The 24,184-nt window shown below is 72.2% G+C and carries 18 protein-coding genes; 7 read left to right on the top strand and 11 right to left on the bottom strand.

Annotation, left to right across the window (positions count from 1 at the left end; genetic code table 11):
• Nucleotides 1-13 precede the first annotated feature (13 nt).
• The 3 genes from ABZ930_RS20610 to ABZ930_RS20600 all read left to right on the top strand — a co-directional run bounded on the left by ABZ930_RS20610 (nt 14) and on the right by ABZ930_RS20600 (nt 2,411).
• A complete protein-coding gene (locus ABZ930_RS20610) occupies nt 14-331 on the top strand; it encodes a hypothetical protein (RefSeq protein WP_361549674.1) in 318 nt (105 codons plus the stop codon).
• A gap of 238 nt (nt 332-569) precedes the next feature.
• A complete protein-coding gene (locus tag ABZ930_RS20605; RefSeq protein WP_361549672.1) occupies nt 570-1,067 on the top strand; it encodes an ATP-binding protein in 498 nt (165 codons plus the stop codon).
• 408 nt (nt 1,068-1,475) lie between these two features.
• A complete protein-coding gene (locus tag ABZ930_RS20600; protein ID WP_361549670.1) occupies nt 1,476-2,411 on the top strand; it encodes a PRC and DUF2382 domain-containing protein in 936 nt (311 codons plus the stop codon).
• Nucleotides 2,412-2,484: 73 nt separating this feature from the next.
• On the opposite strand, the gene ABZ930_RS20595 is transcribed toward ABZ930_RS20600, so the two are convergent.
• A complete protein-coding gene (locus tag ABZ930_RS20595; protein ID WP_361549770.1) occupies nt 2,485-2,784 on the bottom strand; it encodes an SHOCT domain-containing protein in 300 nt (99 codons plus the stop codon).
• 145 nt (nt 2,785-2,929) lie between these two features.
• On the opposite strand from ABZ930_RS20595, the gene ABZ930_RS20590 reads away from it, so the two are divergent.
• From ABZ930_RS20590 to ABZ930_RS20575, 4 genes are read left to right on the top strand one after another with little or no spacing between them, the layout of a single operon-like run.
• Nucleotides 2,930-3,532 carry a TetR/AcrR family transcriptional regulator gene (locus ABZ930_RS20590; RefSeq protein WP_361549668.1) on the top strand — a complete coding sequence of 201 codons (603 nt, stop codon included), beginning with the start codon at nt 2,930-2,932 and terminating at the stop codon, nt 3,530-3,532.
• A gap of 10 nt (nt 3,533-3,542) precedes the next feature.
• Nucleotides 3,543-3,944: a cupin domain-containing protein gene (locus tag ABZ930_RS20585; RefSeq protein WP_361549666.1), complete on the top strand. Its 402-nt coding sequence runs from the start codon at nt 3,543-3,545 to the stop codon at nt 3,942-3,944.
• Nucleotides 3,945-3,957: 13 nt separating this feature from the next.
• Nucleotides 3,958-4,542: a DUF4865 family protein gene (locus ABZ930_RS20580; protein ID WP_361549664.1), complete on the top strand. Its 585-nt coding sequence runs from the start codon at nt 3,958-3,960 to the stop codon at nt 4,540-4,542.
• Entirely contained in the window at nt 4,536-5,459 is a 924-nt protein-coding gene (locus ABZ930_RS20575; RefSeq protein ID WP_361549662.1) for a phosphotriesterase, read from the top strand. Before ABZ930_RS20580 ends, ABZ930_RS20575 begins: the two co-directional genes overlap by 7 nt.
• A gap of 21 nt (nt 5,460-5,480) precedes the next feature.
• Here the strand turns inward: ABZ930_RS20575 and ABZ930_RS20570 are convergent, their stop codons facing one another.
• The 10 genes from ABZ930_RS20570 to pulA all read right to left on the bottom strand — a co-directional run bounded on the left by ABZ930_RS20570 (nt 5,481) and on the right by pulA (nt 24,142).
• Complete coding sequence (locus ABZ930_RS20570; protein ID WP_361549660.1) at nt 5,481-6,737, bottom strand: ROK family protein; 1,257 nt, start codon at nt 6,735-6,737, stop codon at nt 5,481-5,483.
• Between the two features lie 69 nt (nt 6,738-6,806).
• Nucleotides 6,807-7,460, bottom strand: a complete 654-nt coding sequence (locus ABZ930_RS20565) for an alpha-ketoglutarate-dependent dioxygenase AlkB (protein WP_361549658.1) — start codon at nt 7,458-7,460, stop codon at nt 6,807-6,809.
• Nucleotides 7,461-7,481: 21 nt separating this feature from the next.
• Nucleotides 7,482-7,823: a CU044_2847 family protein gene (locus tag ABZ930_RS20560; RefSeq protein ID WP_361549656.1), complete on the bottom strand. Its 342-nt coding sequence runs from the start codon at nt 7,821-7,823 to the stop codon at nt 7,482-7,484.
• Nucleotides 7,824-7,937: 114 nt separating this feature from the next.
• A complete protein-coding gene (locus ABZ930_RS20555; RefSeq protein ID WP_361549654.1) occupies nt 7,938-9,254 on the bottom strand; it encodes an ABC transporter substrate-binding protein in 1,317 nt (438 codons plus the stop codon).
• A complete protein-coding gene (locus ABZ930_RS20550) occupies nt 9,251-10,216 on the bottom strand; it encodes a hypothetical protein (RefSeq protein WP_361549652.1) in 966 nt (321 codons plus the stop codon). The genes ABZ930_RS20555 and ABZ930_RS20550 overlap by 4 nt, the downstream gene beginning before the upstream one ends.
• The gene (locus tag ABZ930_RS20545; RefSeq protein ID WP_361549650.1) at nt 10,213-11,673 is read right to left on the bottom strand and encodes a VWA domain-containing protein; all 1,461 of its coding nucleotides are present in this window, start codon (nt 11,671-11,673) and stop codon (nt 10,213-10,215) included. Before ABZ930_RS20545 ends, ABZ930_RS20550 begins: the two co-directional genes overlap by 4 nt.
• A gap of 147 nt (nt 11,674-11,820) precedes the next feature.
• Nucleotides 11,821-13,905, bottom strand: coding sequence for a tetratricopeptide repeat protein (locus ABZ930_RS20540; RefSeq protein ID WP_361549648.1), 2,085 nt, complete (start codon nt 13,903-13,905; stop codon nt 11,821-11,823).
• 4 nt (nt 13,906-13,909) lie between these two features.
• Entirely contained in the window at nt 13,910-15,598 is a 1,689-nt protein-coding gene (locus tag ABZ930_RS20535) for a serine protease (protein ID WP_361549646.1), read from the bottom strand.
• A 101-nt stretch (nt 15,599-15,699) separates the two neighbouring features.
• Nucleotides 15,700-18,708 carry a carbohydrate binding domain-containing protein gene (locus tag ABZ930_RS20530; RefSeq protein ID WP_361549644.1) on the bottom strand — a complete coding sequence of 1,003 codons (3,009 nt, stop codon included), beginning with the start codon at nt 18,706-18,708 and terminating at the stop codon, nt 15,700-15,702.
• Between the two features lie 88 nt (nt 18,709-18,796).
• Entirely contained in the window at nt 18,797-24,142 is a 5,346-nt protein-coding gene (gene pulA, locus ABZ930_RS20525) for a pullulanase-type alpha-1,6-glucosidase (RefSeq protein WP_361549642.1), read from the bottom strand.
• Nucleotides 24,143-24,184 lie beyond the last annotated feature (42 nt).

The following is a 24,184-nucleotide window of genomic DNA, read 5'->3' as shown; positions in this document are numbered from 1 at the left end:
GGGGCGACGCGGCATGACGGAGCCGGAGTTCACGGCGACGGGCGTGCGGATCGGGCGCCGCCTGCGCTCGCTGACCCGGGCCGGGCAGGTCCGGATCACGGGCGGCAGGCTGGAACTGCTCACGAGCTACGGCAGCGAGATAGACAGCGCTCCACTGGGCGAAGTCCGCGCGGGCAAGCCCTGGTTCGGCTCCGACGACCGCGCGACCGCCGACGTCGACGGCAGGCGCTACCTGCTGCGTCTCGGCGGCGGTCACCACGGGGACGCGGGGCCGCCCTCGGCCCGCCGGTTCATCGACGCCGTACGCAAGGCGACGGGGCGCGCGACGTAGCGTCGCCGACCGCCCGCGCGCCTCTCTCATCGCTCACCGGAGTACGAGCGTCACCGGCCGAAGTTGCACGCACGCACCCCCTGGGTCACGCTGGTCACACATCACTACTCAGGGTTTACCGGCGATGACGCTGCGAACCAGCCCGCCGGACACTGCAGCGGGCGACCCTGTCACACCGCGGTCGCTCCGCTCGATCCGTTCTCGTCTTCTTCCGGACTCAATTCGGGGAGTCGCAGCCGTGATCAGCCAGCCCAGCAGGCATTGCACGGTGGAGCTTCAGGCCCTGCCGTCGCGGATCGGCCAGGTCCGCAGAATCGTATCGGCGCAGTTGCGCTACTGGCATCTCGACCCGTTGATCGATCTGGCGGCGCTCGGAGTCACCGAGCTGCTCACCAACGTCCACCGGCACGCCGAGCCGGACAAACTGTGCACCGTGGAGATCGAGCTCTTCCGCAACTGCCTCACCCTGTCGGTGCGCGACCACGATCCCCGGCTGCCGGAGGTGCGTGACGCGGAGGCGTTCGCCACCTGCGGGCGGGGGCTCGCGATGGTCGCTTCGGTGAGCGAGAGCTGGGGGGTCCGTCCGCACATCGACGGCGGCAAGGTCGTCTGGTTCGCCCTGCCGGTGCCGTCGCCCGCGGTGGCGCTGCCCGCGGTGCCGGTGTACGCGACGGCGGCCGCGCTCCGCGCGGATGCGCCCCAGCATGCTCCCGCCCGGTCGGCCGTCGCAGGCTGACCGGGCGGTGATCGTTTTCGCCGGGCGTCCCGCCCTTGGGACGTCCGGCTCCGGGCCCGGTCGGGCCCTGTGCCCCGCTCAGCACCCACTCGTTCACCGGATCGAATCCCGGTGAGCGAGCGGGTGCTTTCCCATGGAGTGAGGGTCCGGGTGTCGACGGTTCGCCCCGATCGGGATCGTCCGCGCGAGGGAGCCGGGTTCACCCGTTCGGCCTACTCGGGAGAGATCACCCGACTGCGTCGCCCGGCCCGCAATCACGCCCCTGAGGGCGCCTCGCCGGATCTTTTCGCTACAGCACGTGAAGCCCCTTGTTGCGCGCGCCGCGGATCGCACGCGCCATGGAGACAAGGCACATGGTCAAGCCGGTGGCGCCCAGCCGCCCCCATGTCCCGGAGGGAGTGATCACGCATGACGCAGGGCGAGATCAACAACCCCGATGCCCTTGTCGGGCTCACCGCGTACGACCGCACCGGGGAGAAGATCGGCAGCGTCGAGCGGGTCTACCTGGACGACCGGACCGGCAAGCCGGGCTGGGCGACGGTCAAGACCGGCCTCTTCGGCATGAAGGAGACCTTCGTGCCGCTCAGCGGGGCGTCCCGCACGGACGAACGCCTCCAGGTGATGTACACCAAGGAGGCCGTCAAGGACGCGCCCCGCGTCGAGGCCGACCAGCACCTGAGCGAGGCCGAGCAGCAGGAGCTGTACGCGCACTACGGGCTGACCAGGCCCACCGCCGCCGGTACCGCCGGTGCCGGCGGGAACCGTCCCGAGCGCCCGGCCGCCGCCCCCGGCGCCCACGGCACGACCGGTGCGGCGGGAGCCGCCGGCGCGGTGGGGGCCGGCGCCGGAGCGGGCTACGCCACCGGTGAGTCCACCGGTCGGCACGCAGCCGGTGCGCGCGAGCCCGCGATGCGCGGCGCCGCCGACGCGTCGGACAAGGAGACGGAGCTCATCCGCTCCGAGGAGCGGCTGCGCGTCGGTGTCGAGGAGCAGGAGGTCGGCCACGCGCATCTGCGCAAGGTGGTCGAGACCGAGGACGTGACCACGTCGGTTCCGCTGTCCCACGAGGAGGTCCGCGTGGTGCGCGAGCCGATCGGCGAGGGCGACGCGAAGCGCGCCACGATCGGCGAGGCGGAGACCGAGGTGACGCTGCACGCCGAGCGGGCGGTCGTCAGCAAGGAGACCGTTCCGGTGGAGCGCGTCCGTCTGGAGACCGAGAAGGTCACGGAGACGAAGGAGGTCTCCGACACGGTGCGCAAGGAGCGGATCGAGTACGACGACCCGAAGAGCGACCGTGGCGCGCCCGGTGAGGGCAAGTTCGGGCGGGGCGGCCCCCGCCACTGACCGCGGCTCGCCGCGGGTGGGCCCGGCCGGGAGGCCGGGCCCACCCGCGCGTCACGGGCGCGGGCCGGAGGGGTCAGAGCGTGCCGGCCTTGCCGCCGGTGGCGGCGCGTCCGAACTCCTCGTTCAGGACGGACAGCCGGCGCCAGTACTCGTCCTCGTCGATCTCACCGGCGGCGAACCGACGGCCGAGCACGGCGATCGGCGAGCGCTCGTCGACCGCGGGTCCGGGGCGCCACGGGCCGCGGCGCCCGCGCCACACGGTGCGGCGCAGCAGCGTGATCACGGCGACCGCCACGGCCGCCCAGACCAGCGGAAAGAGCAGGATCCAGGGGCCCGGCCCGCCGCCGGGGCCGAACTGCGCGAGGGTCTGCATCTGACTCATCTCCCTTGATGGGGCTTCTTCTCGTGATGAGTCGAGCCTGGCGCCGGGAGAGGGTCCGTGTCGTCGTACGGCCAGCGGCAGTGCGGGTACCCCCGCAGGAGTACACGGACCTCTCTTGCCTTCTGTAACTACTAGTATGTACGGTACGGTCATGAGCACTCAGGAACGGCTGATCGAGACGACGCGCGAGCTGCTGTGGGAGCGCGGGTACGTCGGCACCAGCCCGAAGGCGATCCTGCAGCGTGCGGGCGTCGGGCAGGGCAGCATGTACCACCACTTCACCGGGAAGTCGGACCTCGCCCTCGCCGCGATCCGCCGCACCGGTGAGGAGATGCGGACGACCGTCGACCGGCTGCTCGGCGCGGACGGGTCGGCGTACGACCGGGTCGCGGCGTATCTGCTGCGCGAGCGCGACGTGCTGCGCGGCTGCCCGGTCGGGCGGCTGACGATGGACCCGGACGTGATCGCCAGCGCCGAGCTGCGCGGCCCGGTCGACGAGACGATCGCGTACGTGAAGGGCCGGCTCGCCGACATTGTCCAAGAGGGCGTGGACAGCGGTGAGTTCGCCGCGCACCTGGTGCCGCGCGAGATCGCGGCGGCCGTCGTGGCGACGGTGCAGGGCGGATACGTCCTGGCCCGCGCCTCCGGCGGCACGGACGCCTTCGACGCGGGCGTCCGCGGCCTGCTCTCCCTCCTGAAGCCCTGCCCCGCTCCCCTCTCCCCCGCCCCGACCGACTGAGGACTCACTCGTGCACATCACACGCAACCGCCCGGACACGCAGCAGGGCCCGGCCGAGAACTTCACGGGCACGGTCTGGCTGGACGAGGTCGCGGCGCCCGCCCTTCCGTCCCGGCTGCGCCTGTTCAACGTCCACTTCGCGCCCGGCGCGCACACGGCCTGGCACACCCATCCGCACGGGCAGGTGCTGCACGTCCTGGAGGGCGAGGGCCGGGTGCAGCGCAAGGGCGGCGAGGCCGAGGTGATCCGCGCGGGCGACACCGTCTGGATCGAGCCGGACGAGTGGCACTGGCACGGTGCCGGCCCCCGCACCTTCATGACGCATCTGGCGGCGGTGGAGGCCGCCGCCGACGGGACGACGACCTGCTGGGGCACGCATGTCGACGACGCCGACGTCCACGCCGCGGGCTGAGGGGCGTACGACCGTGCACGCGATGCAGTACGAGATCACGCTGCCCGCCGACTACGACATGGGCATCATCCGTGAACGGGTCGCGGCCAAGGGGCACTTGCTCGACGACTTCCCGGGGCTCGGCGTCAAGGCGTATCTGATGCGGGAGCGCGGTGTGCTGGGTTCGCCCGTGAACCAGTACGCGCCGTTCTACCTCTGGAACACGGCGGAAGGGATGAACTCCTTCCTGTGGGGTCCTGGATTCCAGGGCATCGTCCGGGACTTCGGGCGGCCCGTCGTGCAGCACTGGACCGGTGTCGCGTACGCGCAGGGCGCCGCGGCGGACGGGCGGGCACGGGTCGCCGTGTGCGAGCGGACGCCGGTCGCGGCCGCCGTCCACCTGCCCGACCTGGTGGCGGACGCGGCACGTCGGACAGCACAACTGGCCACCGAGGAAGGGGTGTTGTATGCGGCCTCCGGGATCGATCCGCGCACCTGGGAGCTGCTGACGTTCTCCGTCTGGGAGCATGCGGAACCCCGCACTCCCGGCGACATCCATCAGGTGCTGCACGTCTCGCAGCCCGAGCGTGACCGGCTCAGGAAGGGAAGGCAATGGTGAACTCCCCGCAGGCGACCGTGCGCGGTGTCCAGGGCGACATCGATCCGGGACGGCTGGGCATCGTCGACGCGCACGACCACCTGTTCTTCCGCAGCCCGCTGCTGGCCGGACAGGAGCTGGACGACGTCGACCTGGCGCGGCAGGAACTGGCCGCGTACGCCGCCGTGGGCGGCGGGACCGTCGTGCAGTGGACGCCCTACGGCCTGGGACGGCGGGCCGCGGAGCTGCCCGCGCTCGCGGAGGCCACCGGCGTACGGATCGTCGCCGCGACGGGGATGCACCGATCCGCGCACTACGCACCGCAGTTGCTCGCCGCGCGGAAGACCGATCTCGCCGAGCTGTTCGTGCGCGAGCTGACCGAGGGCATCGCGGGCAGCGGGGTGCGGGCCGGGCTGATCAAGGTGGCGGGCGGCTTCCACGCGCTGGACGCGCACGCCCGCTGGACCATGCGCGCGGCGGCCGAGGCGCACCATGCGACTGGGGCGCCGATCGCCGTCCACCACGAGCTGGGGACGGGCGCGCTCGACGTACTCGACCTGCTCTGCGAGGAGTTGGAGGTCCCGGCGCACCGGATCCTGCTCGGTCACCTGAACCGCTCCCCCGACTTCGTCGCCCAGCGGGACGCCGCACGATCGGGCGCGTATCTGGCCTTCGACGGTCCGTCGCGGGCCAACCACGCGACGGACTGGCGGATGCCCGACGCGATGGCGGCGCTCGCGGAGGCCGGCTTCGCGCACCGGCTGCTCCTCGGCGGCGACACGACGACCGCCGGGGCGCGGTCGGTGAGCGGCGGGCCCGGGATGCCGTATCTGCTGCGCCGGGTCCGGCCGCGGCTCACGGAGGCCCTGGGCAAGGACGTCGTCGAGCAGGTGCTCGTCGCCAATCCCGCGGCGGCGTTCGCGGTGGAGTGGCGCTGACGGGACCGGGGCGGGCCCCGGTCAGCTCGCGGTGAGCGCTCCCAGCGGATCGTCCAGGACCGGCTGCCACGCCAGTTCGGCGGCGCCCACCAGGCTGTTGTGGTCGAGCGTGCAGGCGAGGATGGGGACGCCGCCGCTGCGGCCCCACAGGCTGCGGTCGGCCACGACGGCGCGCAGGCGTTCGGGGGCGGCGTCGAGGAGGGCGCGGTGCAGTCCGCCGAGGATGATCCGGTCGGGGTTGAGGATGTTGACGAGACCCGCGAGGCCCAGGCCCAGCCGGTCGACCAGTGCCTCGGTGGCGGTGCGGACGGCGGGATCGTCCTGGGCGGTGAGCAGCAGTTCGCGGGCCTGGTGCAGGAGCGAGCCGTCGGCGTCGGGGGTGCGGCCCGCCGCGATGAGGAAGGCGAGCGGGTCGGTCTCGACGTCGAGGCAGCCGCGGCTGCCGCAGTGACAGGGGCGGCCCTCGGGGTTGACGGTGAGGTGGCCGACCTCCAGGGCCAGGCCCGAACTGCCGGTGTGCAGATGCCCGTCGAGGACGAGGGCGCCGCCGACGCCGCGGTGCCCGGTGGCGACGCAGAGCAGGTCGCGGGCGCCGCGTCCGGCGCCGTGCCGGTGCTCGGCGAGCGCCCCGAGGTTGACGTCGTTCGCGGCGAACGCCGGGATGCCCAGACCCGCCTCGCGCACGCAGTCGGCGAAGATCTCGCGGACCGGCGAGCCGACCGGCCAGGCCAGGTGCAGCGGGTTGAGGGCGGTGCCGTCCGGTTCGGCCACGGCCGAGGGGACGGCGAGGCCCGCGCCGACGCAGACCCGGCCGCTCGCCTCCAGGAGCCGAACTCCCGCCTCCACCACGGAACGCAGCACGTCCGCCGGGTCGGGGTCGATGATCGCGCAGCCCGGTGTCGTGGCGACGACCTGGCCGCCGAGGCCGACGAGCGCCACCCGGTAGCCGTCCGAGTGGACCTGCGCCGCGAGCGCGACCGGGCCGTCCTCGGCGACGGAGAGGCGGTGCGAGGGGCGGCCCTGGGAACCGGCCGCGGCGCTCGGCCGGGCGTCGATCCGGATCAGGCCGAGGGCCTCCAGCTCGGCGGCGACCGCGCCCGCCGTCGCGCGGGTCACCCCGAGTTCGGCGGTGAGGACGGCGCGGGTCGGCGCGCGTCCGGTGTGGACGAGTTCGAGCGCGGGACCGAGGGCGCTGCGGCCCCGCTCCAGACGTGGTGGCCGTGCGGCGCCCCCGCCCGTCGTCTGGCTTCCGGTTCCGGAGGCCGCCCTGCCGCCCATCAGCAACTCCTCGCCCTGATCACGGTCTGGAATGGTAGCCGGTGCGCGGCGTCCCCTCACTCCGTGTGGTCACAGGCCGCTGACCCGTAGCGTGATGTTGAGCCGCCCGCTCAGGCCGAGACCGGCGGGCGCGGTGCCCGGATGGACGCGCGGCACCCCGTGGAAGGCGAGGCGCGCCGGGCCGCCGAAGACGAACAGGTCGCCGCTGTGCAGGTCCACGTCCGTGTAGGGCTTCGTCCGTGTCTCCGGGTTCCCGAACCGGAAGACGCAGGTGTCGCCGAGGCTGAGCGAGACGACGGGCTCGTCCGACTTCTCGTCGCGGTCCTGGTGCATGCCCATCCGGGCCCGGTCGTCGTAGTAGTTGACGAGCGCGATGTCGTAGGCCGCGCCGGGCGGGCCGCCGAAGGCGTCGGTGACGGCGCGCGCGCCGAGGTCGGCCAGTTCCCGCGGCATGGGTTTGACGGGGGCGCCGTCCCCGTCGACGGCCGTGCGCGTGTAGCCGCGCGGGGTCCAGTGCCAGCCGAGGCCGAACTGGCGCGCGGTCATCTGCCCGCCGCCGGGGGTACGGACGGTGCGCAGACCGGCCGGTGGCCGGGCCCACGCACGGCAGGCGGCGAGCAGGTCGCGCTGTTCCGCCGGGGCCAGCCAGTCCGGTACGTGCACGGCGCCCGGGGCGACCTCGCGCCGCTCCCGGGGGAAGAGTCCGCTCGCCCCACTCGTCACGGCCCCGCCTTTCTCGCGCCCCTACGCAGCTGGCGCGTCGTTCCTCCGTCCGCTCCAGCGTAGGCGGACGTCGAGGTGGGTGCTGGCCTTGGCGCTGCTGATGACGGCGCCGAGCGACGCGTCGAGCGTCACGCCGAAGGAGACCTCGATCTCCTCGGGGCGTTCGGCGTGGGCACGGAACTCGGAGATCACTTCGGCGGCGGCGGCGGTGATGGGGGCGAGGGCGCTGCGCAGTGACTGTTGTGCGCGGCGCATACGGTCACCGGTCGAGACGGTGCCGCTGCCGCTGGCGCGATCGGAGGCGGAGACGAGGACGGAGGTCTCTCCGTCGGCGAGCATGAACTGGACGGCTTCTGACGGCACGGGACTCCTCGGACGGTCGTGCGGAAGACGGGCGGTCGTGCGGGGTGGGGGCGGGTGCGGGCTGCGGGCAAATGCGGGGTCGGGGCGGGGGCGGGACGAGACGGTCGGGTCAGGTCATGTCGGGTGGGAACAGATGTCGTCCTGGGGTATCCGTTCCTTGCTCCCCAGGCTCGACTGCACCTCCTGCAGATCGTCCATCAGCTTCCCGGTGTCCTCGTCGCCGTCGGCGTGGACGAGGACGGCCCGGTAGAACGCGGCGACGACGTCGGGGCTCATCAGGTCGGCGGCGCCGAAGCACAGCGGGTGGCCCGAGGCGGGCTCCACCAGTGCGGCGATCCGCCGCTGGACGGCGTTGCGGTAGCCGATCCCCTCGGTACGGGCGGAGAACGCGGACGAGCCCGCCGCGTCGACCCAGTTCTGCTGGGCCCGCACGCCGGACAGGTAGTGGACGAACGTGCGGGCGGCCGGGTTGTCGTCGGCGAACAGGCCGATGAAGTCGCCCGACACCTCGAGCGGGGCGTGCGCGGCGGGCGCGACGAAGTCGAACCGGGACTCCTTCTGCAGCTCGGTGGCGAGGGCGGAGCGCGCTCCGTGGGCGAGCCGGCAGCCGGGTTCGGCGGCCGCCATCGCGCGCGTCGCGTCGGCGACCCTCTTCTCGGACGCCTGCTTGAGCGTGGGCGCGCCCACCAGGTCGCGCCACCGGGTCCAGGCCCGCTCGATCGCGGTGGTCGTCCACGGCAGCCGGCCGGAGGCCCAGCCCGCGTACACGTCGGTGCCCGCGTCGGCCAGCACGATGTCGGCGATCCAGTCGGCGCCCGGCCAGCCTGAGGTCGGGCCGGAGGCGAGGCCGAGGCACCAGCCGAGCTCGCCCTCCCGGGCGAAGCTGCTCAGGGTGTCGGTCGAGCGGGTGCGGGGCTTGCTCGTGGTCTCGGTGTCGTACCAGACGAGGCTCTTGACGTCGATCTTGACCGGGACGGCGTAGGTGGCACCGTCGACCCGCGCGAGCCCCTGGAACGGCTCCAGGTAGGAGCCGCTGTCGGCGGTCTTCCTGTCGAGCGGCTGAAGGCCGTCCGCCATCTTCGCGTAGCGCGCGATGGCGGCGGGGCTCGGCAGGACGGCGAGGTCGGGCGGCGCGTCGGCCGTGACCGCGGCGTCGAGCTGCTGGGTGAGCGCGCGGGTGACCTGGACGTCGATCTGGATGCCGGTGTCGTGCTCGAAGTCCTTGACCACGGAGTAGAAGGCGCCGAACTCCTCCTGCCCGTCCCAGGGCACCATCACCGTCACGTGCCGCCCGCCGGACCCGGCACACGCGGTCGGTCCGACCAGCAGGGCCAGCACCGTGAGGAGTGGGCACAGACGGGCGCGGAGCAGGTGCCAGGCGGTGCCTCGCCGCCCGGGCGTCTTCGTGGGTGCCGTCGTGGGTGCCGTCATGGGCGCGGGTACCTGTACTCGGCGAGGCGGGGCCGGTAGGCGAGGTGGTTGAGGACGCCGGCCACGACGAGCGCGAGCAGCACGAACGCCATGACGGCCGGATGACCGGCGACCGGGTGGGCGGTCAGCCGCGCCTCGTCCGCCATGGTCAGGCCCACCGAGACGGCGGTGACCGCCACGGTGACGCCGAGCGTGGCGACCAGGTAGCCGCCGACCGGGCGGCGGAAGTGGGACACGAGGATCCGGGCGGTGGCGCCGAACAGGAACAGCATCACGGCCGACGGAGCGAGGGACAGACTCCAGAGCTGGACGGGATCGAGCCAGCCGGCGTCGTGCTGTCGCGCCAGACCTGCGTTCTGCAGGTTCTGCAGATCCTCGATGGAGGCCAGCAGACCTCCGGTGCCCGGGACCTCCCGGCCGGTGTCGGGGTCCTTCAGGCGCGCCGCGGTCAGCGTGGCGCGGGCGCTGTCGACGCCCGGCTTGCCGTTGTGCGGGAAGTCGGTCACCGCCGTGTTGACGAGTTGACGGCAGACGAGCAACTGCCATTGGACGAACTGGAACTGGGCGCGGCCGGTCGCCCCGGCCGCGTTGCCCTGGGCGGCCGCGGTGAGCAGGGTTCCGATGCGTGCGGTCGTGTTCTCGAAATCCGCACCCGGGCCGGTCAGTTCGAACTGGTCGGTTCCGGTCGCGTTCTCGAGGTGGACGTCCGCCGAGTGGACCGCCTCCCGCGCATCCTCGAGCTGGACACCGGCCGCTCTGCTCTGCCGGACCGTGGCGACCTCCTGCCCGCCCTGTGTGGCCGTCACGAGGTAGACGACGGCGGTCGCGCACACCATCACCAGCATGCCGGCGCGCAGCAGGCGCAGAAGCCGGACGGGGTGTGCGGTGCGCAGGGCCCGCCACGCCTCGGACACCTTGGCACGCCGACCGGCCGCCTTCGGCTCCGTGGCCGTAGCGGTCATGCGCCGGGGCCGGGGTCGACGCTTCTGCCGCACGCCTCGCAGAACCTGGCCCTGTGCGTCGGCAATCGCTCGTCGCAGTGCGGACAGCGGGGGGAGCCTTCGGCGACGGCGACGGGGCCGTCGACGGCGTCGACGGGACGGATGTCGGCCGGGAGCCCGGTCCGTGTCGAGTCGAGTGCCAGGCGCTGCATCTCACCGCGGCTCACGTCGCGCCGCAGGATCACCCGGCCGTCCGGGCCCCTCTCCGCGACGTTCCGCAGCTCCGCCGCCTTCCCTCGCTGGCCGAGCTCCTCGGCCAGGTCGAGCGCCGTCCTCAGCTCCCGGTCGGCGCGCTCGAAGTCCCCGGCGAGGTACGCGTCGGTGCAGCCGCGCATCGCCGTTCCGAGCGCGCGAATCTGCCCCACCCGGGTGAGCTCGGGCGATCGGGTGCCCGGGCCGGACGGTATCGACCGTCGCCGTACGTTCACGGGCACGGTCGGCAGCAGCCCCACCCGCCCCGTCCCGCCGCTCCGTTCGGCGTGCAGGGTGATCCAGGCGGCCCGCAGGTCCGTGTCGAAGGGCACCTGCCCGCGGTCGAAGCGGAGCGTGATCTGGTACTGGCGCAGCCCCGGCGACCAGGCGCCGAGCGGGACGTGCAGACCGTCCTCGTACCACTGCTGCCGGGCGGTCAGATCAGCCTCCACGGGTGCGGTCTGGCGGACTTTGGCGAGGGTGAACAGCTCGCTGAACCGCAGGCCGAGATAGACCCGGGGGACGACGACGCGCTGCGCCTCGCGCATGAGGGCCTCGAAGTCCGCGGTGAGGTCGGCGATGTCGATGACGGCCTCGGACGATCCGTGCAACGCCTGGGCGATGCGGTGGAGTTCGCGGTACTCCCAGTCGCCGCCGAGGCCGCGCACGTCGCAGACGAACCGGTCGGTGCAGGCGTCGAGCACCGCGTCGAGCTGGTCGCGCGTCTCGTGCTCGTCCTTGCCGTCGGTGTAGAGCACCGCGTGGCGTACGCCGGTGACGGCGGCGGTGTCGAAGAGCCGGCGGGCGCACTCCAGCCAACTGCCGATCCTCGTGCCGCCCTGGGCGCGCACGGCGTTCACGGCGGCCTTCGCCTCGCGCCTGCGGGCCGCGTCGGCGGGTGCGGGGCGGCCGTCGGGCGGGTGCACGACGGTGGCCTCGTGGTCACCGGCGACGACGGCGAACAGGGTGCCTTCGCGCAGCGTGTCGATCGCCGCGCACACGGCGCGCTTGGCCTCGTCGAGTCTGCCCGGGCCCGTCATCGACAACGAGCGGTCCATGATGAGGACCTCGGCGGTGGGCGGCGTGCCGTCGCTCCCGGTTCCCGCGGTGGTCCCGGAGTCGGTGGTCCCGGAGTCGGTGGTCTCGGGCGAGCGGGCGTGCACGGTGATGAGCGCGTCGGCGCGTCCGGCGTCACGGCTCAGGTCCCCCGGCGCGTGTACCTCCATCGTGAAGTCCAGCGCCGCACGTGGTGAGTCCCCCATCGGTCTCTCACGACTCCCTCGTCGCAGCGGTCGGCTGCCTGTGTCGTGTGTTTCCTGTGCGGATCAGGGGAGCGTAGCTCTTCCGTTCACGTTACGGAACGACTGAGTCGCTCATTGTTGCCTTCTCCGCCTGGTCCCGGCGTACCACGGCCAACTCCGCTGCGGGCGCAGCTCGTTGGCGAGGTCGACCAGGGCGTGGAACTCCCGTTCGGCGGGGCAGTGCCGGGCCAGCCCGCGGATGGCGTCGGAGAGCGCGAGCCGGTCATGGTCGTGGTGGTGGTTCGCGTACGCGGACTCGGCCTCCAGGGAGGCCCGTTCGGCCTCGGCCAGTCCGAGGCCCGCCGGGACCGGGACGTCCTCCGCTTCGGTCCGCTGCTCGAACGAGAGCCGGAACTTCGCGATGTTGGCCTCGCGGGCGAAGCGGAACTCCTGGGCCAGTCCGTCGACGATGCCGATCGCCGCGGCCGGCCCCTCGGCCCGGTACGTGATCCGGGCCAGCCCGAACCCGGCCGCGCCCAGCGCGGGGCTGGTGGTGAGGACGGTCTCGTAATGGGTGGTGGCGCGCGCGTGGTTCCCGGCCCGTTCGGCGCACAGGCCGAGCACGAGCTGGGGGATGAGTTCGCCGGGGAGGGTGTCGCGTACGTGGGCGAAGTGGGACTCGGCCGCGGCCGGATCCTCGCCGCGCAGGGCGATCAGGCCGCGGTACCACCTGACGAGCCAGTGTTCGGCGGACAGCGGCACCCCGCCCAGTACCGCCCCCGCGCCCGTGTGGTCCCCGGCCCTCAGCTTCTTGCGGCACACCTCCAGTTCGCTCCGGACGACGGTGGTGACGTCGGCGTCGTCGGGGTCGTGGACCGGCATCGGCAGAGCCGCGGCCACCACCTCCGCCCCGGGGGCGTCGAAGAGGGGCGGCAGTTCGAGCCGCACGGGGCCGTCGGCACCGTCGGCACCGTCGGCACCGTCAAAGGCCGGTTCGACCGTCGCCCGCACCCAGTCACCGAGCGGCCGGGGCGCGCCGATCCCGCCGTGCAGCGCCTCGGCCATCGGGCCGAACAGGGCCGAGGCGCGGGTGACCCGGCGGCCCGTCTCGGGCGCCGCCACGACCTGCCGGATGACACCGCTGAGCTGCTCCCCGAACTGCCGTGCCGAGGTGAACCGCCGCTTGGGCCCGCCGCTGTGCACGGACCGGTCCAGGAGCAGCCTGAGGGATTCCGTGCCGGGGGCGGAGGAGCCCTTGGTCAGCTCGTGGGAGGTCTCCGCCAGGGTCATGCCGAGCCCGTACAGGTCGAAGCCGGGTGTCGGTCCCTGCGTGTACTCGGGGTCGCCGACCGGCGGCGCGTACCGCTCGGTGTACTCGGAGAGCGGCGCCGCGTCCGTGACCGAGCGCACCGCGCCGAAGTCGATGAGCCGGACCCGGTCGAGGGCGCCGGACGGGGCGGTCTCCGCGAAGCGGATGATGTTCAGCGGCTTGACGTCGCAGTGCAGCAGACCCCGGGCGTGCAGGTAGTCGAGTGCCTGCAGCAGGCGCAGGCCGTGGGCGAGGAACGTCGCCAGCCGGTCGTGCGGGGCCGCCCGCAGTGCTTCGCCCGGTACGTACTCCAGGACCAGATAGGTACTGCCGTGCTCCTCCTCGTAGCCGAGGATGCGCACGATGGCGTCGTGCCGCAGGCCGACGAGGACGTCGCGTTCCCGGTCGGACGCGGCGAGTGCGGTGCGCAGTTCCTTCAGGACGACGTGGGTCTTGAGGTTGCGGTCGTACGCCAGATACGCGACGCCGTACGAGCCCTGGCCGAGCAGCCGGCGCACCTCGTAGCGGCCGGCGATGAGCAGGCCGGCGACGTGGGAGAAGTCGAAGCGGGTGCCGCACAGGGCGCAGAACCCGGCGATCCGTCCGGGCCGCCCGTCCATGCCGCGTCCGACGGGCCGCCCGCAGCCGGGGCCGGGGCAGTAGCGGTGCTCCTCCGCGACGGGCCCGCTCTCCTGCTGCGCTCCGTGTGCGGTGGCGCCCGGGGCGTCGGGCAGCCGGGTGTCGTCGACGAGGGCGAGTCCGTACCAGGGGTCGGGCCGTACCTGGGCCACGCTCGTGCTCGCCCCCGCGACCCGGTCGGGCGGCAGCTGTCCGAGGCCGCAGACCGGGCAGAACCCGTCCTCGTCGAGCGTGCCGCGCCCGCATGCGGGGCGGTTGCATCTGGTCATGGCCTCACCCTTCGGCGATGCGGCGGTTGACCGCCGCGGCATGGCGCGGAACTCTCCGGGCGGCGGCCGCGAGGTCGACGGGGGCGCTCCGCAGGGCGCGGACGGCCACCGTGTACAGGGCGCCCAGTTCGGGGTCGGCGGCGCCGAAGTGTTCCTCGGCGAGTGCGCGGTAGAGCTCCAGACGGACCGTCAGTTCTTCGTGCTCGGCGGCCATTCCGCGCACCTCCGTCAGGTAGGCGTCGACGTCGGCGGCGGCGGAGTCGGCCCGTTCCGCGATGGCGGCGATCTCGGCGTGCGGGAAGGTGGCGCGGGCGACGGCGAGCCGTACCGTCAGCCGGGGCGCCAGGCCGTGGGGCAGTCGGGGCGGTGCCAGGAAGCGCCGTGCCGTCGTCCGTTCGAGGCGCAGCGCCTCGGCCTCGGCGCGTGCGAGCCGTGCGACGGCCTCCCGTGCCTGTTCCTCGGTGACCGGGTGCGGGGCGCCGCCGCCGGGCAGCGGGGTGGGGTCCAGGTGCGCCTGGTACGGCAGGTCGTCGGGCGGGTCGCCCTCGACGCCGAGGACGAGGCGCAGGCCGCGGGTGCGGGCGTCGCGGGCGAGCGGGATCAGGAGCTCGGTGAGGAGGCGGCCGGCGTCGCGCGCGCCGTCGATGCCGTCCACGATGACGAAGGGGGGCGGTCTGCGGCGCAGCAGCCGGTGCACCAGCCCGGCCGGCTCCCGGTCGCGGTCCTGCTCGAAGCCGAAGCGGTGGGCGAGATACGCGCACACCTCCTCCGGGGCCTTGCCGCGGGCGTCGTAGGCGGCGTCGACGGCGCCGAAGGGCAGGGCGGTGCCGCGGGGCGTGCCGCCCTCCGGGGCGGGCGCGCGCGAGGTCGCGGTGAGGCGGACGAGCCAGGAGGAGCCGGGGCCGGTCCGCCGTCCGGTGGCGACGAGGGCGACGCCCGCCCAGTCGCCGGTGAGGAGTCGGGCCAGTTCCCGGGTCAGGGCGAGTTGCAGCGGGTCGTCGAGGTCCGCCGCGGGGTCGCCGCGCGAGGGCACCTCGATGCCGACGCCGCGGACGTAGGGTGCGATCCGCCGTCCCAGGTACGTCTCCATCGTGTCGACCGGGACCATCCAGGCGGCCCGGCCGTTCCCGTCGACGTAGTCGGCGACGACGATGCCGACGACCTGGCCCGCGAAGGCGCCGTCGAGGGCCATCACCCCGGCGCCCGAGTAGCCGGGCTGGATCCAGGGTCCGCCTTCGTGGAGGCGGTGGAGCAGCCCCCATTCGCCGGCCCGGCCGCCCGATCCGGCGAGTTCGGCGTCGACCCCGATGCCGTACGGCTCGAAGGCGGGGAAGCCGTAGACCCGTACCCGGCCGCCCGAGATGGGCACCTTCCACAGTTCGGTGGTGCCGGCGTGGCCGACCGGCTCGTCCAGGCGCAGCAGCGCGACGTCGCCGCGCCGCGAGCCGTCCTCGAAGGCCCAGACGTCCTCGACGACGCGGGCGGTACGTCCCCACTCGGGGGCGGCGACGGCGCTGCGGACCCGGACGTACGCCGAGGGGCCCGCGGCGGGGTGGGCCTCGGCCTGCTGGACGACGTGCGCGCAGGTCAGCACGGACCGGTCGTCGAGCAGCACGCCCGCCCCGCAGGGTCCCCCGTGCCGGTCGTCGATCCGCACCCGCCACGGCCTGTCCGGCCGCTGATCCGGCGTCATGTCCCCACGCTAGTACAGCGGTTGACCGGCCAGACAGAAGACGTCGGCAGCGGAAGGCACTGCTCCGGCGCGGGGAGGCCCGCTCCCCGCGCCGGGACGCGCTACTTCAGGTACGGCCCCGCCTCCCCCACCTTGCCGGGCGCCGCGTTCTTGCCGCCGAGGTCGAGGACGTAGACCCGCAGATTCCCCTTGCCGGGGGCCGACACGGTGAGGGTGCCGTCGGTGACGGTGCGCACGTCGCCGGTGACGGCGTCCTTGTAGGTGCCGTTCGGGATGTTCTTGTACGTCGCGCCGTCGGTGACGGTGACGAGCGCGAAGCTGTCCACCCCGCTCGCCTGGTCCGTGTAGCGGCGCTTGTACGCCATGTTCCCGGAGATGTCGGCGGTCGAGTACTGGCCCGTCTGCAGGGCGGGGACCGCGCGGCGGATCCGGTTGAGCCGCTGGAGGTGCTTGACCAGCGGCTGGTCGAGCGTCGTGGCGACGGCTCCGGACGCGCTGGAGACGGTGCCGAAGCCGGATGCGGTGACGCTGCCCTCGATCTTGTCGCCGTAGTAGGCGCGGCCGGTGTCCGCCAGGGGGCAGGTCGTGCCGCAGTCGATCTTCTTGCCCTTCTGGAACTCGATCTCCGAGCCGTAGTACAGCGTCGGGATGCCGCGGAAGGTCCACATCAGCGACATGTTCTCGGCCCACGCGTCGGTGCCGCCCGCGTAGCGTTCGCCGCTCTTGTTCGGGCCGTAGTCGTGGCTGTCGACGTAGACGACGTTGTACGTGGCGTCGTTGGTGGAGTCGTCGGAGTCCTTGCCGTTGTTGTACGCGTTGGAGGCGTCGCCGAAGTTCATGTGCATGCGCATGTCGATGATGTTCATGCCGGAGAACTTGCTGTGGTCGGGGGTGTGGTAGCTGTTGCCGTCGAGGAAGGCGTTGGTGGACGTCGGCTGGTTGCCGGTGCCCAACTGCTCCTCGTAGTCGTACTGTTCGAGGGACGCCTTCTCGTCGTCGGCGGAGTACTCCTTGCGCTCCTTCCAGGTGAAGAACTGCGCGGAGTGGTTCACCGAGCCGCGGTTCCACTTGTCGTTGACGAACGCCCCGACCTCTCCGAAGACGAAGAAGTCCTGCGCCTTCTGGGCGCCGAACTGCTGGGTCACGCGCTCCTGGATGGCGGGCAGGAAGCGGCGGTTCCAGGTGACGCGCGGGATGTGCACGGCCGTGTCGACGCGGAAGCCGTCGACGCCCATGTCGATGTACTTGTCGTAGGCGCCGATCAGGTAGTTCTGCACCTGCGTGTTCTCGGTGTCGAAGTCGGCGAGGTCCTCGTGCAGCCAGCAGGACCGGGAGTCCTCACCCTCCCAGTTGCCGAGCCAGCACTGGTGGTACAGGGACTTGGGGAACATGCCCGACGTAGGGCTCGGCCACTGGCAGTTGTAGATCGTGTAGCCCTCGGGGCTCTTGGCTCCGGTGGGCTTGCCCCAGTTGAGACACGTGTTGCCGGACGGTTCGGCCGTCGACCACATGTCGCCGTTGTAGTAGGACTTGCCGGAGACGGGCTCCACGGTGAGGCCGTCGTACTCGAAGCCGCTCTGCTTCTCGTCGTAGTACCAGCTCCACTGGGCGTCGCGCACCCCGTACACGGTCGGGGTGAACAGCCCCTTGGCGCCCCAGCGCGAGGAGTGGTTGTAGACGACGTCCTGGTAGATCTTCATGCCCTTGGCGTGGGCGGCGTCGATGAGGTCCTGGTAGGAGGCGCCGGCGGACTCCAGGCGCGGGTCGACCTTGTAGAAGTCGTAGCCGTGGTAGCCGTGGTAGTCGTAGTCGGAGCGGTTGAGGACGACCGGGGTGATCCAGATCGCGGAGAAGCCGAGGCCCTTGACGTAGTCGAGCTTCTGGACGAGGCCCTTGAAGTCGCCGCGGAACATGGGGTCGTTGTTGGCCGCGTTGCCGGTCTTCACGTGCTGGCTGCCGCCGCGGTCGTTGGATGTGTCGCCGTCGTAGAAGCGGGCGGTGAGCACGAAGTAGATCGGGTCCTTGCGCGGGTCGCCGCCGAGCGGGGTGCCGGTGGTCTGCGCGGCCTTCTCGCCGGTGGTGGCCTTCGCCTCGGAACTGGCGGCGGAGACGTTCCCCGCCGCGTCCAGGGCCTTGACCGTGTAGGTGTACGCGGTCTTCTCCTCCAGGCCCGTGTCGGAGTACACGGTCGAGGTGGCGGAGATGACGGAGGTGCCCTTGGTGCCGCCGGTGCGCGTGATCTGGTAGCCGGTGACCCCCGTGTCGTCGCTCGCCGCGTCCCAGGTGAGGACGACGGAGGTGCCGGACGCGGTCGCCGTCACCTTCGCGGGCGCGGAGGGGGCGGTGGTGTCGGGGACGGCGGCCGCGCACGGGTCCTTGGCGCTCTTGGTGACGGTGCCGCCCTTGACCGTGTTGAGCCCGGCGCCGAGTTGGTAATTGGCGCCGTTGTTGTTGTCCCAGGTGCCGTTGCCGTTGTTGAAGGTGGCCTGCCAGGTCGTGGCGGTGCCGAGGTCGACGGTCCGCTTCACCCAGCCGGTGCAGGCGGCCTCCATGCCGATGCCGGGCACGGCTGTCCAGCTGCCGCCGGCCGGCGCCCAGTGGAGATTGGTGACGGACCAGTTGGTGGTGGTCGTGTCGTAGTAGACGGTGGCGGCGGTGCCCTCGGCCGGCTGGGTGTCCCCGCACGGGTCGCTGTGGGCGACGGTGCCGCCCTGGACGGTGATCAGGCCGGTGCCGAGCTGGTAGTTCTTCCCGCCGTTGTTGTCCCAGGTGCCGTTGCCGTCGTTGAAGGTGGCCTGCCAGGTCGTGGCGGTGCCGAGGTCGACGGTCTTCTTGACCCAGCCGGTGCAGGCGGCCTCCATGGTCACGCCCGGGACCGTCGTCCAGCTGCCGCCCGCGGGCGCCCAGTGCAGCTTGTACGTGGACCAGTCGGTGGCGGTCGTCGAGTAGTACACGGTGGCCGTGTTGGCCTCGGCGGCCTGCGCGGTGGCGCCGCCGAGCGGCAGGGCGGGCAGCAGGGTGGCCACCAGCGCGGCCAGCAGCGCGAGGACGAGGCCCGCGCGGTCGTGGCGGTGTCTGTGGCGCGCACGCCGCCGTTCGGAAAGGTTCATGACAACTCCTTGGTCGGGGCCGCGACGGTGCGGCCGAGGGGGCCGGTCGTTCCCCGCGCGCGCCACGCGGGGAACGACCGGGTGCGGGTCAGCGGGTGAACACCGCGACCGTGCGGGCGGGCACGTCGAAGGTGCCCGAACTCTTCTCGTAGGAGGCTGACTTGACGACGCTGTCGGAGCCGCCGGCCTGCGTCGGGTGCAGCCGGTAGCCCGTCCCCGCGAGGTCCCCCACCGTCTGCTTCTGCGTCTTCGGGGTCGCGTTGAAGACGATCACGAGATCGCCGAGGCGGGCGGTGATGACGCCGGGGGCCTCGTCCTTGCCGGAGAGCGGGAACGAGAGCTGCTTCTGCACCTGGCCCTCGGTGGACAGGTGGAAGGCGGACTCGTCCGTGCGGATCCTCAGCAGGTCCTGGTACGCGGCCGAGGTCCCGTTGATCGCCGCGCAGTCCGGTACCGGGACGGACGTCAACAGAGGCTTGGCGTACGGCCACTTGGACTCGTTGTCGGCGGCCGGGGGCAGCCCGCGCCCGAAGCCGTTCCCGGCCTTGCAGTCCCAGTGGACGGCGTTGAACCAGTCGCCGCTGTCGAACGAGTTGCGGTCGAGGGACTTGGAGCGCAGCAGGTCGGTGCCGGCCTGGGAGAGCGCCGGGCCCTGCGAGAGCGCGGCCGTCGCCAGGGCGAGGACCTGCATGCGGGAGCGGTCGGCGGTGCTCGTCGAGGCGGGCAGCTTGTAGGCGAGCGCGTCGTAGAGCGATTCGTTGTCGTGGGCGTCGGCGTAGGCGAGGGCGTCGCCGGGTGCGTCCGCGTAGCCCGCGGCGGCGCCGTTGTAGTCGACGTCGGAGCCCTTCACCCGCTTTCCGTCGGTGTCGGTGAACGCGTAGCCGGCGAGGTTCCCGGACAGGCCGACCTTGATGAGGTCCTGGTAGTGCAGGAGGCGGGCCTTCTGCTCGGCCGTGGTGCCGTTCGCCTTGCTGGAGTTGGGGTCGGTGTAGAGGCCGGTGGCGAAGCCCTGGACGCCGGGGTCCTCGTCGAACGGGGAGCCACCGCGCACGGCGTCGCGGGAGCGGTCGTTGAAGGTGGCGATGCCGGTGCCCGCCATGTTCTTCTGCGTGGCCTGCACGAAGCGGGCGTCGTCGGCGACCTCGCCGAAGTTCCAGCCCTCTCCGTAGAGGACGATCTTCTTGCCGTCGACGCCGTCCTTCTTCAGGGTCAGCGCGTCGAGGGCCTTGCGGACGGCCAGGATGTTGGCCTTGGGGTGGTGGCCCATCAGGTCGAAGCGGAAGCCGTCGACCTTGTACTCCTTGGCCCAGGTGACGACGGAGTCGACGACGAGCTTGCCCATCATCGTGTTCTCGGGCGCCGTGTTGGAGCAGCAGGTGGAGTTGGCGACGGAGCCGTCGGCCAGGAGCCGCTGGTAGTAGCCGGGCACGATCCTGTCGAGGACGGAGGTCTTGCTCTGGCCACTGCTGGTGGTGTGGTTGTAGACGACGTCCATGACGACGCGGAGCCCGTCGTCGTTGAGGGACTTGACCATCCGGCGGAACTGCACGGTGCGGGCCGTGCCGTCCGGGTCGGTGGCGTAGGAACCCTCGGGGACGGTGTAGTGGTAGGGGTCGTAGCCCCAGTTGTACGCGTCCTTGGCGGCGGTCTCGGCCACGCACTCCTGCTGCCGCTCGCTGTCGGCCGCGTACGAGGTCAGGCCGCAGCCGGGGGTGGCCTGACCGGACTTCTTCTCGGGGATGGTGGCGATGTCGAAGGCGGGCAGCAGGTGCACGTACGACGTGCCCGCCTTCGCCAGCTTCCTCAGGTGCTTCGAGCCGTCGCTGTCCTTGTCGGTGAAGGCGAGATAGGTGCCGCGGTGCTCCTTGGCCGCGGTCTTGTCCTCGACGGAGAAGTCACGGATGTGGAGTTCCTGGATCTGGGCGTCCTTCATCGCGACGGCCTCGGGCTTGGTCAGGGTCGACCAGCCCTTGGGGGCGAGGGAGGCGTCGTCGAGGTCGACGACGAGGCTGCGCTCGGAGTCGGCGGTGAGGGCGAGCGAGTAGGGGTCGGTGACCTCGTTGGTGACGATCCTCTGGACGCTGGGCGCCCACACCGTCACGGCGTACCGGTACTCCTTGCCCTTCCAGGAGGCGGCCGGGCCGGTGGCGGACCAGACGCCGGTGGTGTCGTCGCGGCGCATCGGCAGCTTCTTGCCGCCGAGTTCGAGGGAGACGCCGTGCGCGGTCGGCGCCCAGACGGACAGGGTGACCTTGCCGTTCTTGAAGACCGGCCCCAGGGAGGCCCGTTCGGCCTTGGAGGCGTACAGGTCGTCGAGGATGCCCTGGGTCTGCACGCCGGTCGCGGCGACGAGCGCGCCGTTCGCGATGCGCTGGGTGAACACGACCTGTCCGTCGAGCGCCTGGCGGACGCGGTCGCGGTCGCGCGGGTCGACGGTGAAGGCCGTGTACTCCTTCAGGTGCGGGTACGCGGTCTTCTGCGCGTCCGTGAGCGTGGCCGGCGTGAGGCGGAGCCAGCGGCCCTCGTCGCTGAGCGCGCCGTCCTTGACGGTGATGCCGCCGCCCCGCGCGTACACGAGTTGCGCGGAGGCGGCCGCCTTGGCGTCGACGGAGCCGGGGACGGCCACGGTGTCGGCGTCGATCCACTGCGCCTGCGCCTTGGCGAGGTCAAGGTCGGGGGTGGCTCCGACCGACGGCAGCAGGTAGTCGCTGTCCCCCGCGTTCAGCCACACCTCGTGGCCGTACGTGGTCAGGTCCAGGGAGCGGTCGCTGGGGATGTCCTTCTCGTCGCCCTTGTGCAGGATGTAGCTGAGCGAGGTCGCGCCGTCGGCGAGGGGCACCTCGAAGGTGACGCCGTAGGCGTCCTTGCCCGTCGGCTGGAGCGGCTTCGACCAGTCGGTGCCCTGCGCGGCGCCGGTCCAGGTGTGCAGTCCCCAGCCGTCGTAGTCGCCGTCGGCGCGGTGGACATGGATGATCACCTTTGTCTTGTCCTGGGCGGGGTACACACCCTCGGGCCGGGTCGACTCCTGCCCGTCCTCGCCCTGTTCGACCCAGACCTCACCGGTCTTCGCGAGGTCGACGGTGCGTTCGGCACCGTCGACGGCGTCGCCCTTCTGGATCGTGTACGCCAGTGAGCTCGCCCCGTCGGGGACCTTCACCCAGGCGAAGGCGCCGAAGGCGTCGCGGCCCACGAACTCCCCGTTGTTGTCACCGGACTTGACGGTCCAGCCGTCGTAGTCGCCGTCGGTGCGCTGGTAGTGGACGACGGCGTAGGCTCGGTCGACGGCGCTCGGCTTCCCGGCCGTCGGTGCCTGCCCCGCCGTCGTCGCGGCGAGGGCGCTCGCGGTACGTCCGCCACGGTCCACCACGACTGCCTTGTACCGCAGGGCGGTTCCGGCCGCGACCTTCTCGGACAGCGTCTGGGTGACCTGGTACGGGGCGTGGTCGGCGGTGCCGAGCGTCTTCCACTCGCCGTTGCCGATCTGCGCGGCGAAGACGACGCGGGCGCCGGTGGTGCGGCCCGGGTCGGCGGCGACGGTGACCGTGCCGGTGGCGCCGGCGTCCGGGGCCTTCAGCGTCACCGTCGGCCCGGCCGTGGACGACGGGAGCTTCGCGTCGGCGCGGAGCACGAGCGACGACAGCGCCGGGACGGTGACCTTCACCTTGCCGCCGGTCGTGGTCGCGGAGCCCGAACCACCGTACAGAGTGGCGAACTTGGCGGACTCGACGGGCAGTTCCATCGTCTTCGGCTCGTTCGCGTTGTTCACGGCGACGACGTACTCGCGGTCGGCGCCGGTCCGCGAGAACGCGTACACGGAGTCCTTCGCGTACAGCTCCTTCTGGACCCCGTCGGCGAGCGCCGGGTTGTCCTTCCGCAGCTTCGACAGCGTGGCGATCGCCTTGTACAGCGGGTGCGAGGGATCGTAGGCGTCGCTCGCGTGGGTGCGGTCCGTGCCGATCTGGTCGTCGTCGAGGTAGTCGGCGACCTTCGACGCGAACATCGTCTGGCGGGCGTCCTTGTCGCCGCCCGCGCCGGTGAAGCCCTGCTCGTCGCCCGAGTAGACCACCGGGTTGCCGCGGCTGAGGAACATCAGTTCGTTGGCGAGCTTGTCGCGCCGGAGCAGCTCCGCGTCGCTCGCCCCGGGGTTGTCGGCCTTCAGGAAGGAGCCGATCCGCCCCATGTCGTGGTTGCCGAGGAAGGTGACCTCGTTGTAGGCGTTCGCCTTGTCCGTCGTGTAGCGGTAGTCCTGCGCGAGGACGTCGGACAGGCCGCTCGCCGACTTGCCCTGGGAGGCGTAGCCGCGGACGGCGTCCTGGAGGGGGAAGTCGAGGGTGGCGTCGAGGCGGCCCTCGGTCACGTAGGGGGCGGTGACGGAGGGGTCGGCGGAGTAGGTCTCGCCGAAGATGAAGAAGTCGTCGCGGCCGTGCTTCGCGGCGTACGTGTCGAGGGCGGTGGCCCATTGCGTCCAGAACTTCATGTCCACGTTGCGGACGGTGTCGACGCGGAATCCGTCGATGTCGAAGTGCTCGACCCACTTCTCGTAGATCTTCTCCAGGCCCTTCACGACCTCGGGCCGCTCGGTCCACAGGTCGTCGAGGCCGGTGTGGTCGCCGTTCAGCCCGCTCTCGCCGACGAAGGTCGAGTCGCCGCGGTTGTGGTACATCGTCGGATCGTTCAGCCAGGACGGCGACTTGGCGTTCTTCTCGGCTGCCGCGGTCGTCGGCGTGTACGGGAAGGAGTCCTTGTCGACCTTGCGCGCGGGGTCCGTCGTGTCGTCGAAGGGACGGCCCTCGGTGTCGAGGTAGGGGTAGGCGCCCTCGCTGCGGTAGGCGTGGGTCTGCTCGGTGTTGGTGACGATGTCGGCGGTGTGGTTCGTGATGACGTCGAAGTAGACCTTCATGCCCTTGGCGTGGGCCTTGTCGATGAGGGTCTCGAGGTCCTGGTTGGTGCCGAAGTGCGGGTCGACCCGGGTGAAGTCGGTGATCCAGTAGCCGTGGTAGCCGGCGCTGGCGCTGTCTCCGCCGCCCTGGACCGGCTTGTTCTTGAAGATCGGCGCCATCCAGATGGCGGTGGTGCCGAGCCCCTTGATGTAGTCGAGCTTCTTCGTCAGGCCCTTGAGGTCGCCGCCCTGGTAGAAGCCCTTGTCGGTGGGGTCGAAGCCGGTCGCGGTGCGGCTGCCGGTCAGGCCGCCCCGGTCGTTGCCGGTGTCCCCGTTGGCGAACCGGTCGGGCAGCACGAAGTAGTACTGCTCGCGCGTCGCGTCGTCGCGAGCGGGCTGCGCGGCGAGCCGGGCGTCGGACGGGGGCCTGGGCGGAGCGGGCGCCGCGGACGCCGGGGCGGCGGTGTGCAGGGCGGTGGCGAGCAGTGCGGCGCCTGCCGCGGCGGCTGCCGCCTTCCTCCGTGACGCGCCGTGCGCGCCGCTTCTTCGGTTCACCTTGTCGGGCCTTTCTGGAACTGTTCCGCGCGTGCGGGTGGC

The sequence above is a fragment of the Streptomyces sp. NPDC046716 genome, assembly GCF_040645755.1.
Classification (GTDB): Bacteria; Actinomycetota; Actinomycetes; order Streptomycetales; family Streptomycetaceae; genus Streptomyces.
This window is presented reverse-complemented; position numbering and strand designations above follow the sequence as displayed.

Coding starts and splice junctions, on each gene's coding strand:
- ABZ930_RS20610 (WP_361549674.1), top strand. CDS start 14: ATGACGGAGCCGGAGTTCACGGCGACGGGCGTGCGGATCGGGCGCCGC.
- ABZ930_RS20540 (WP_361549648.1), bottom strand. CDS start 13,905: ATGACCAGATGCAACCGCCCCGCATGCGGGCGCGGCACGCTCGACGAG.
- ABZ930_RS20600 (WP_361549670.1), top strand. CDS start 1,476: ATGACGCAGGGCGAGATCAACAACCCCGATGCCCTTGTCGGGCTCACC.
- ABZ930_RS20530 (WP_361549644.1), bottom strand. CDS start 18,708: ATGAACCTTTCCGAACGGCGGCGTGCGCGCCACAGACACCGCCACGAC.
- ABZ930_RS20595 (WP_361549770.1), bottom strand. CDS start 2,784: ATGCAGACCCTCGCGCAGTTCGGCCCCGGCGGCGGGCCGGGCCCCTGG.
- ABZ930_RS20535 (WP_361549646.1), bottom strand. CDS start 15,598: ATGACGCCGGATCAGCGGCCGGACAGGCCGTGGCGGGTGCGGATCGAC.
- ABZ930_RS20570 (WP_361549660.1), bottom strand. CDS start 6,737: ATGGGCGGCAGGGCGGCCTCCGGAACCGGAAGCCAGACGACGGGCGGG.
- ABZ930_RS20575 (WP_361549662.1), top strand. CDS start 4,536: ATGGTGAACTCCCCGCAGGCGACCGTGCGCGGTGTCCAGGGCGACATC.
- ABZ930_RS20550 (WP_361549652.1), bottom strand. CDS start 10,216: ATGACCGCTACGGCCACGGAGCCGAAGGCGGCCGGTCGGCGTGCCAAG.
- ABZ930_RS20545 (WP_361549650.1), bottom strand. CDS start 11,673: ATGGAGGTACACGCGCCGGGGGACCTGAGCCGTGACGCCGGACGCGCC.
- ABZ930_RS20590 (WP_361549668.1), top strand. CDS start 2,930: ATGTACGGTACGGTCATGAGCACTCAGGAACGGCTGATCGAGACGACG.
- ABZ930_RS20555 (WP_361549654.1), bottom strand. CDS start 9,254: ATGACGGCACCCACGACGGCACCCACGAAGACGCCCGGGCGGCGAGGC.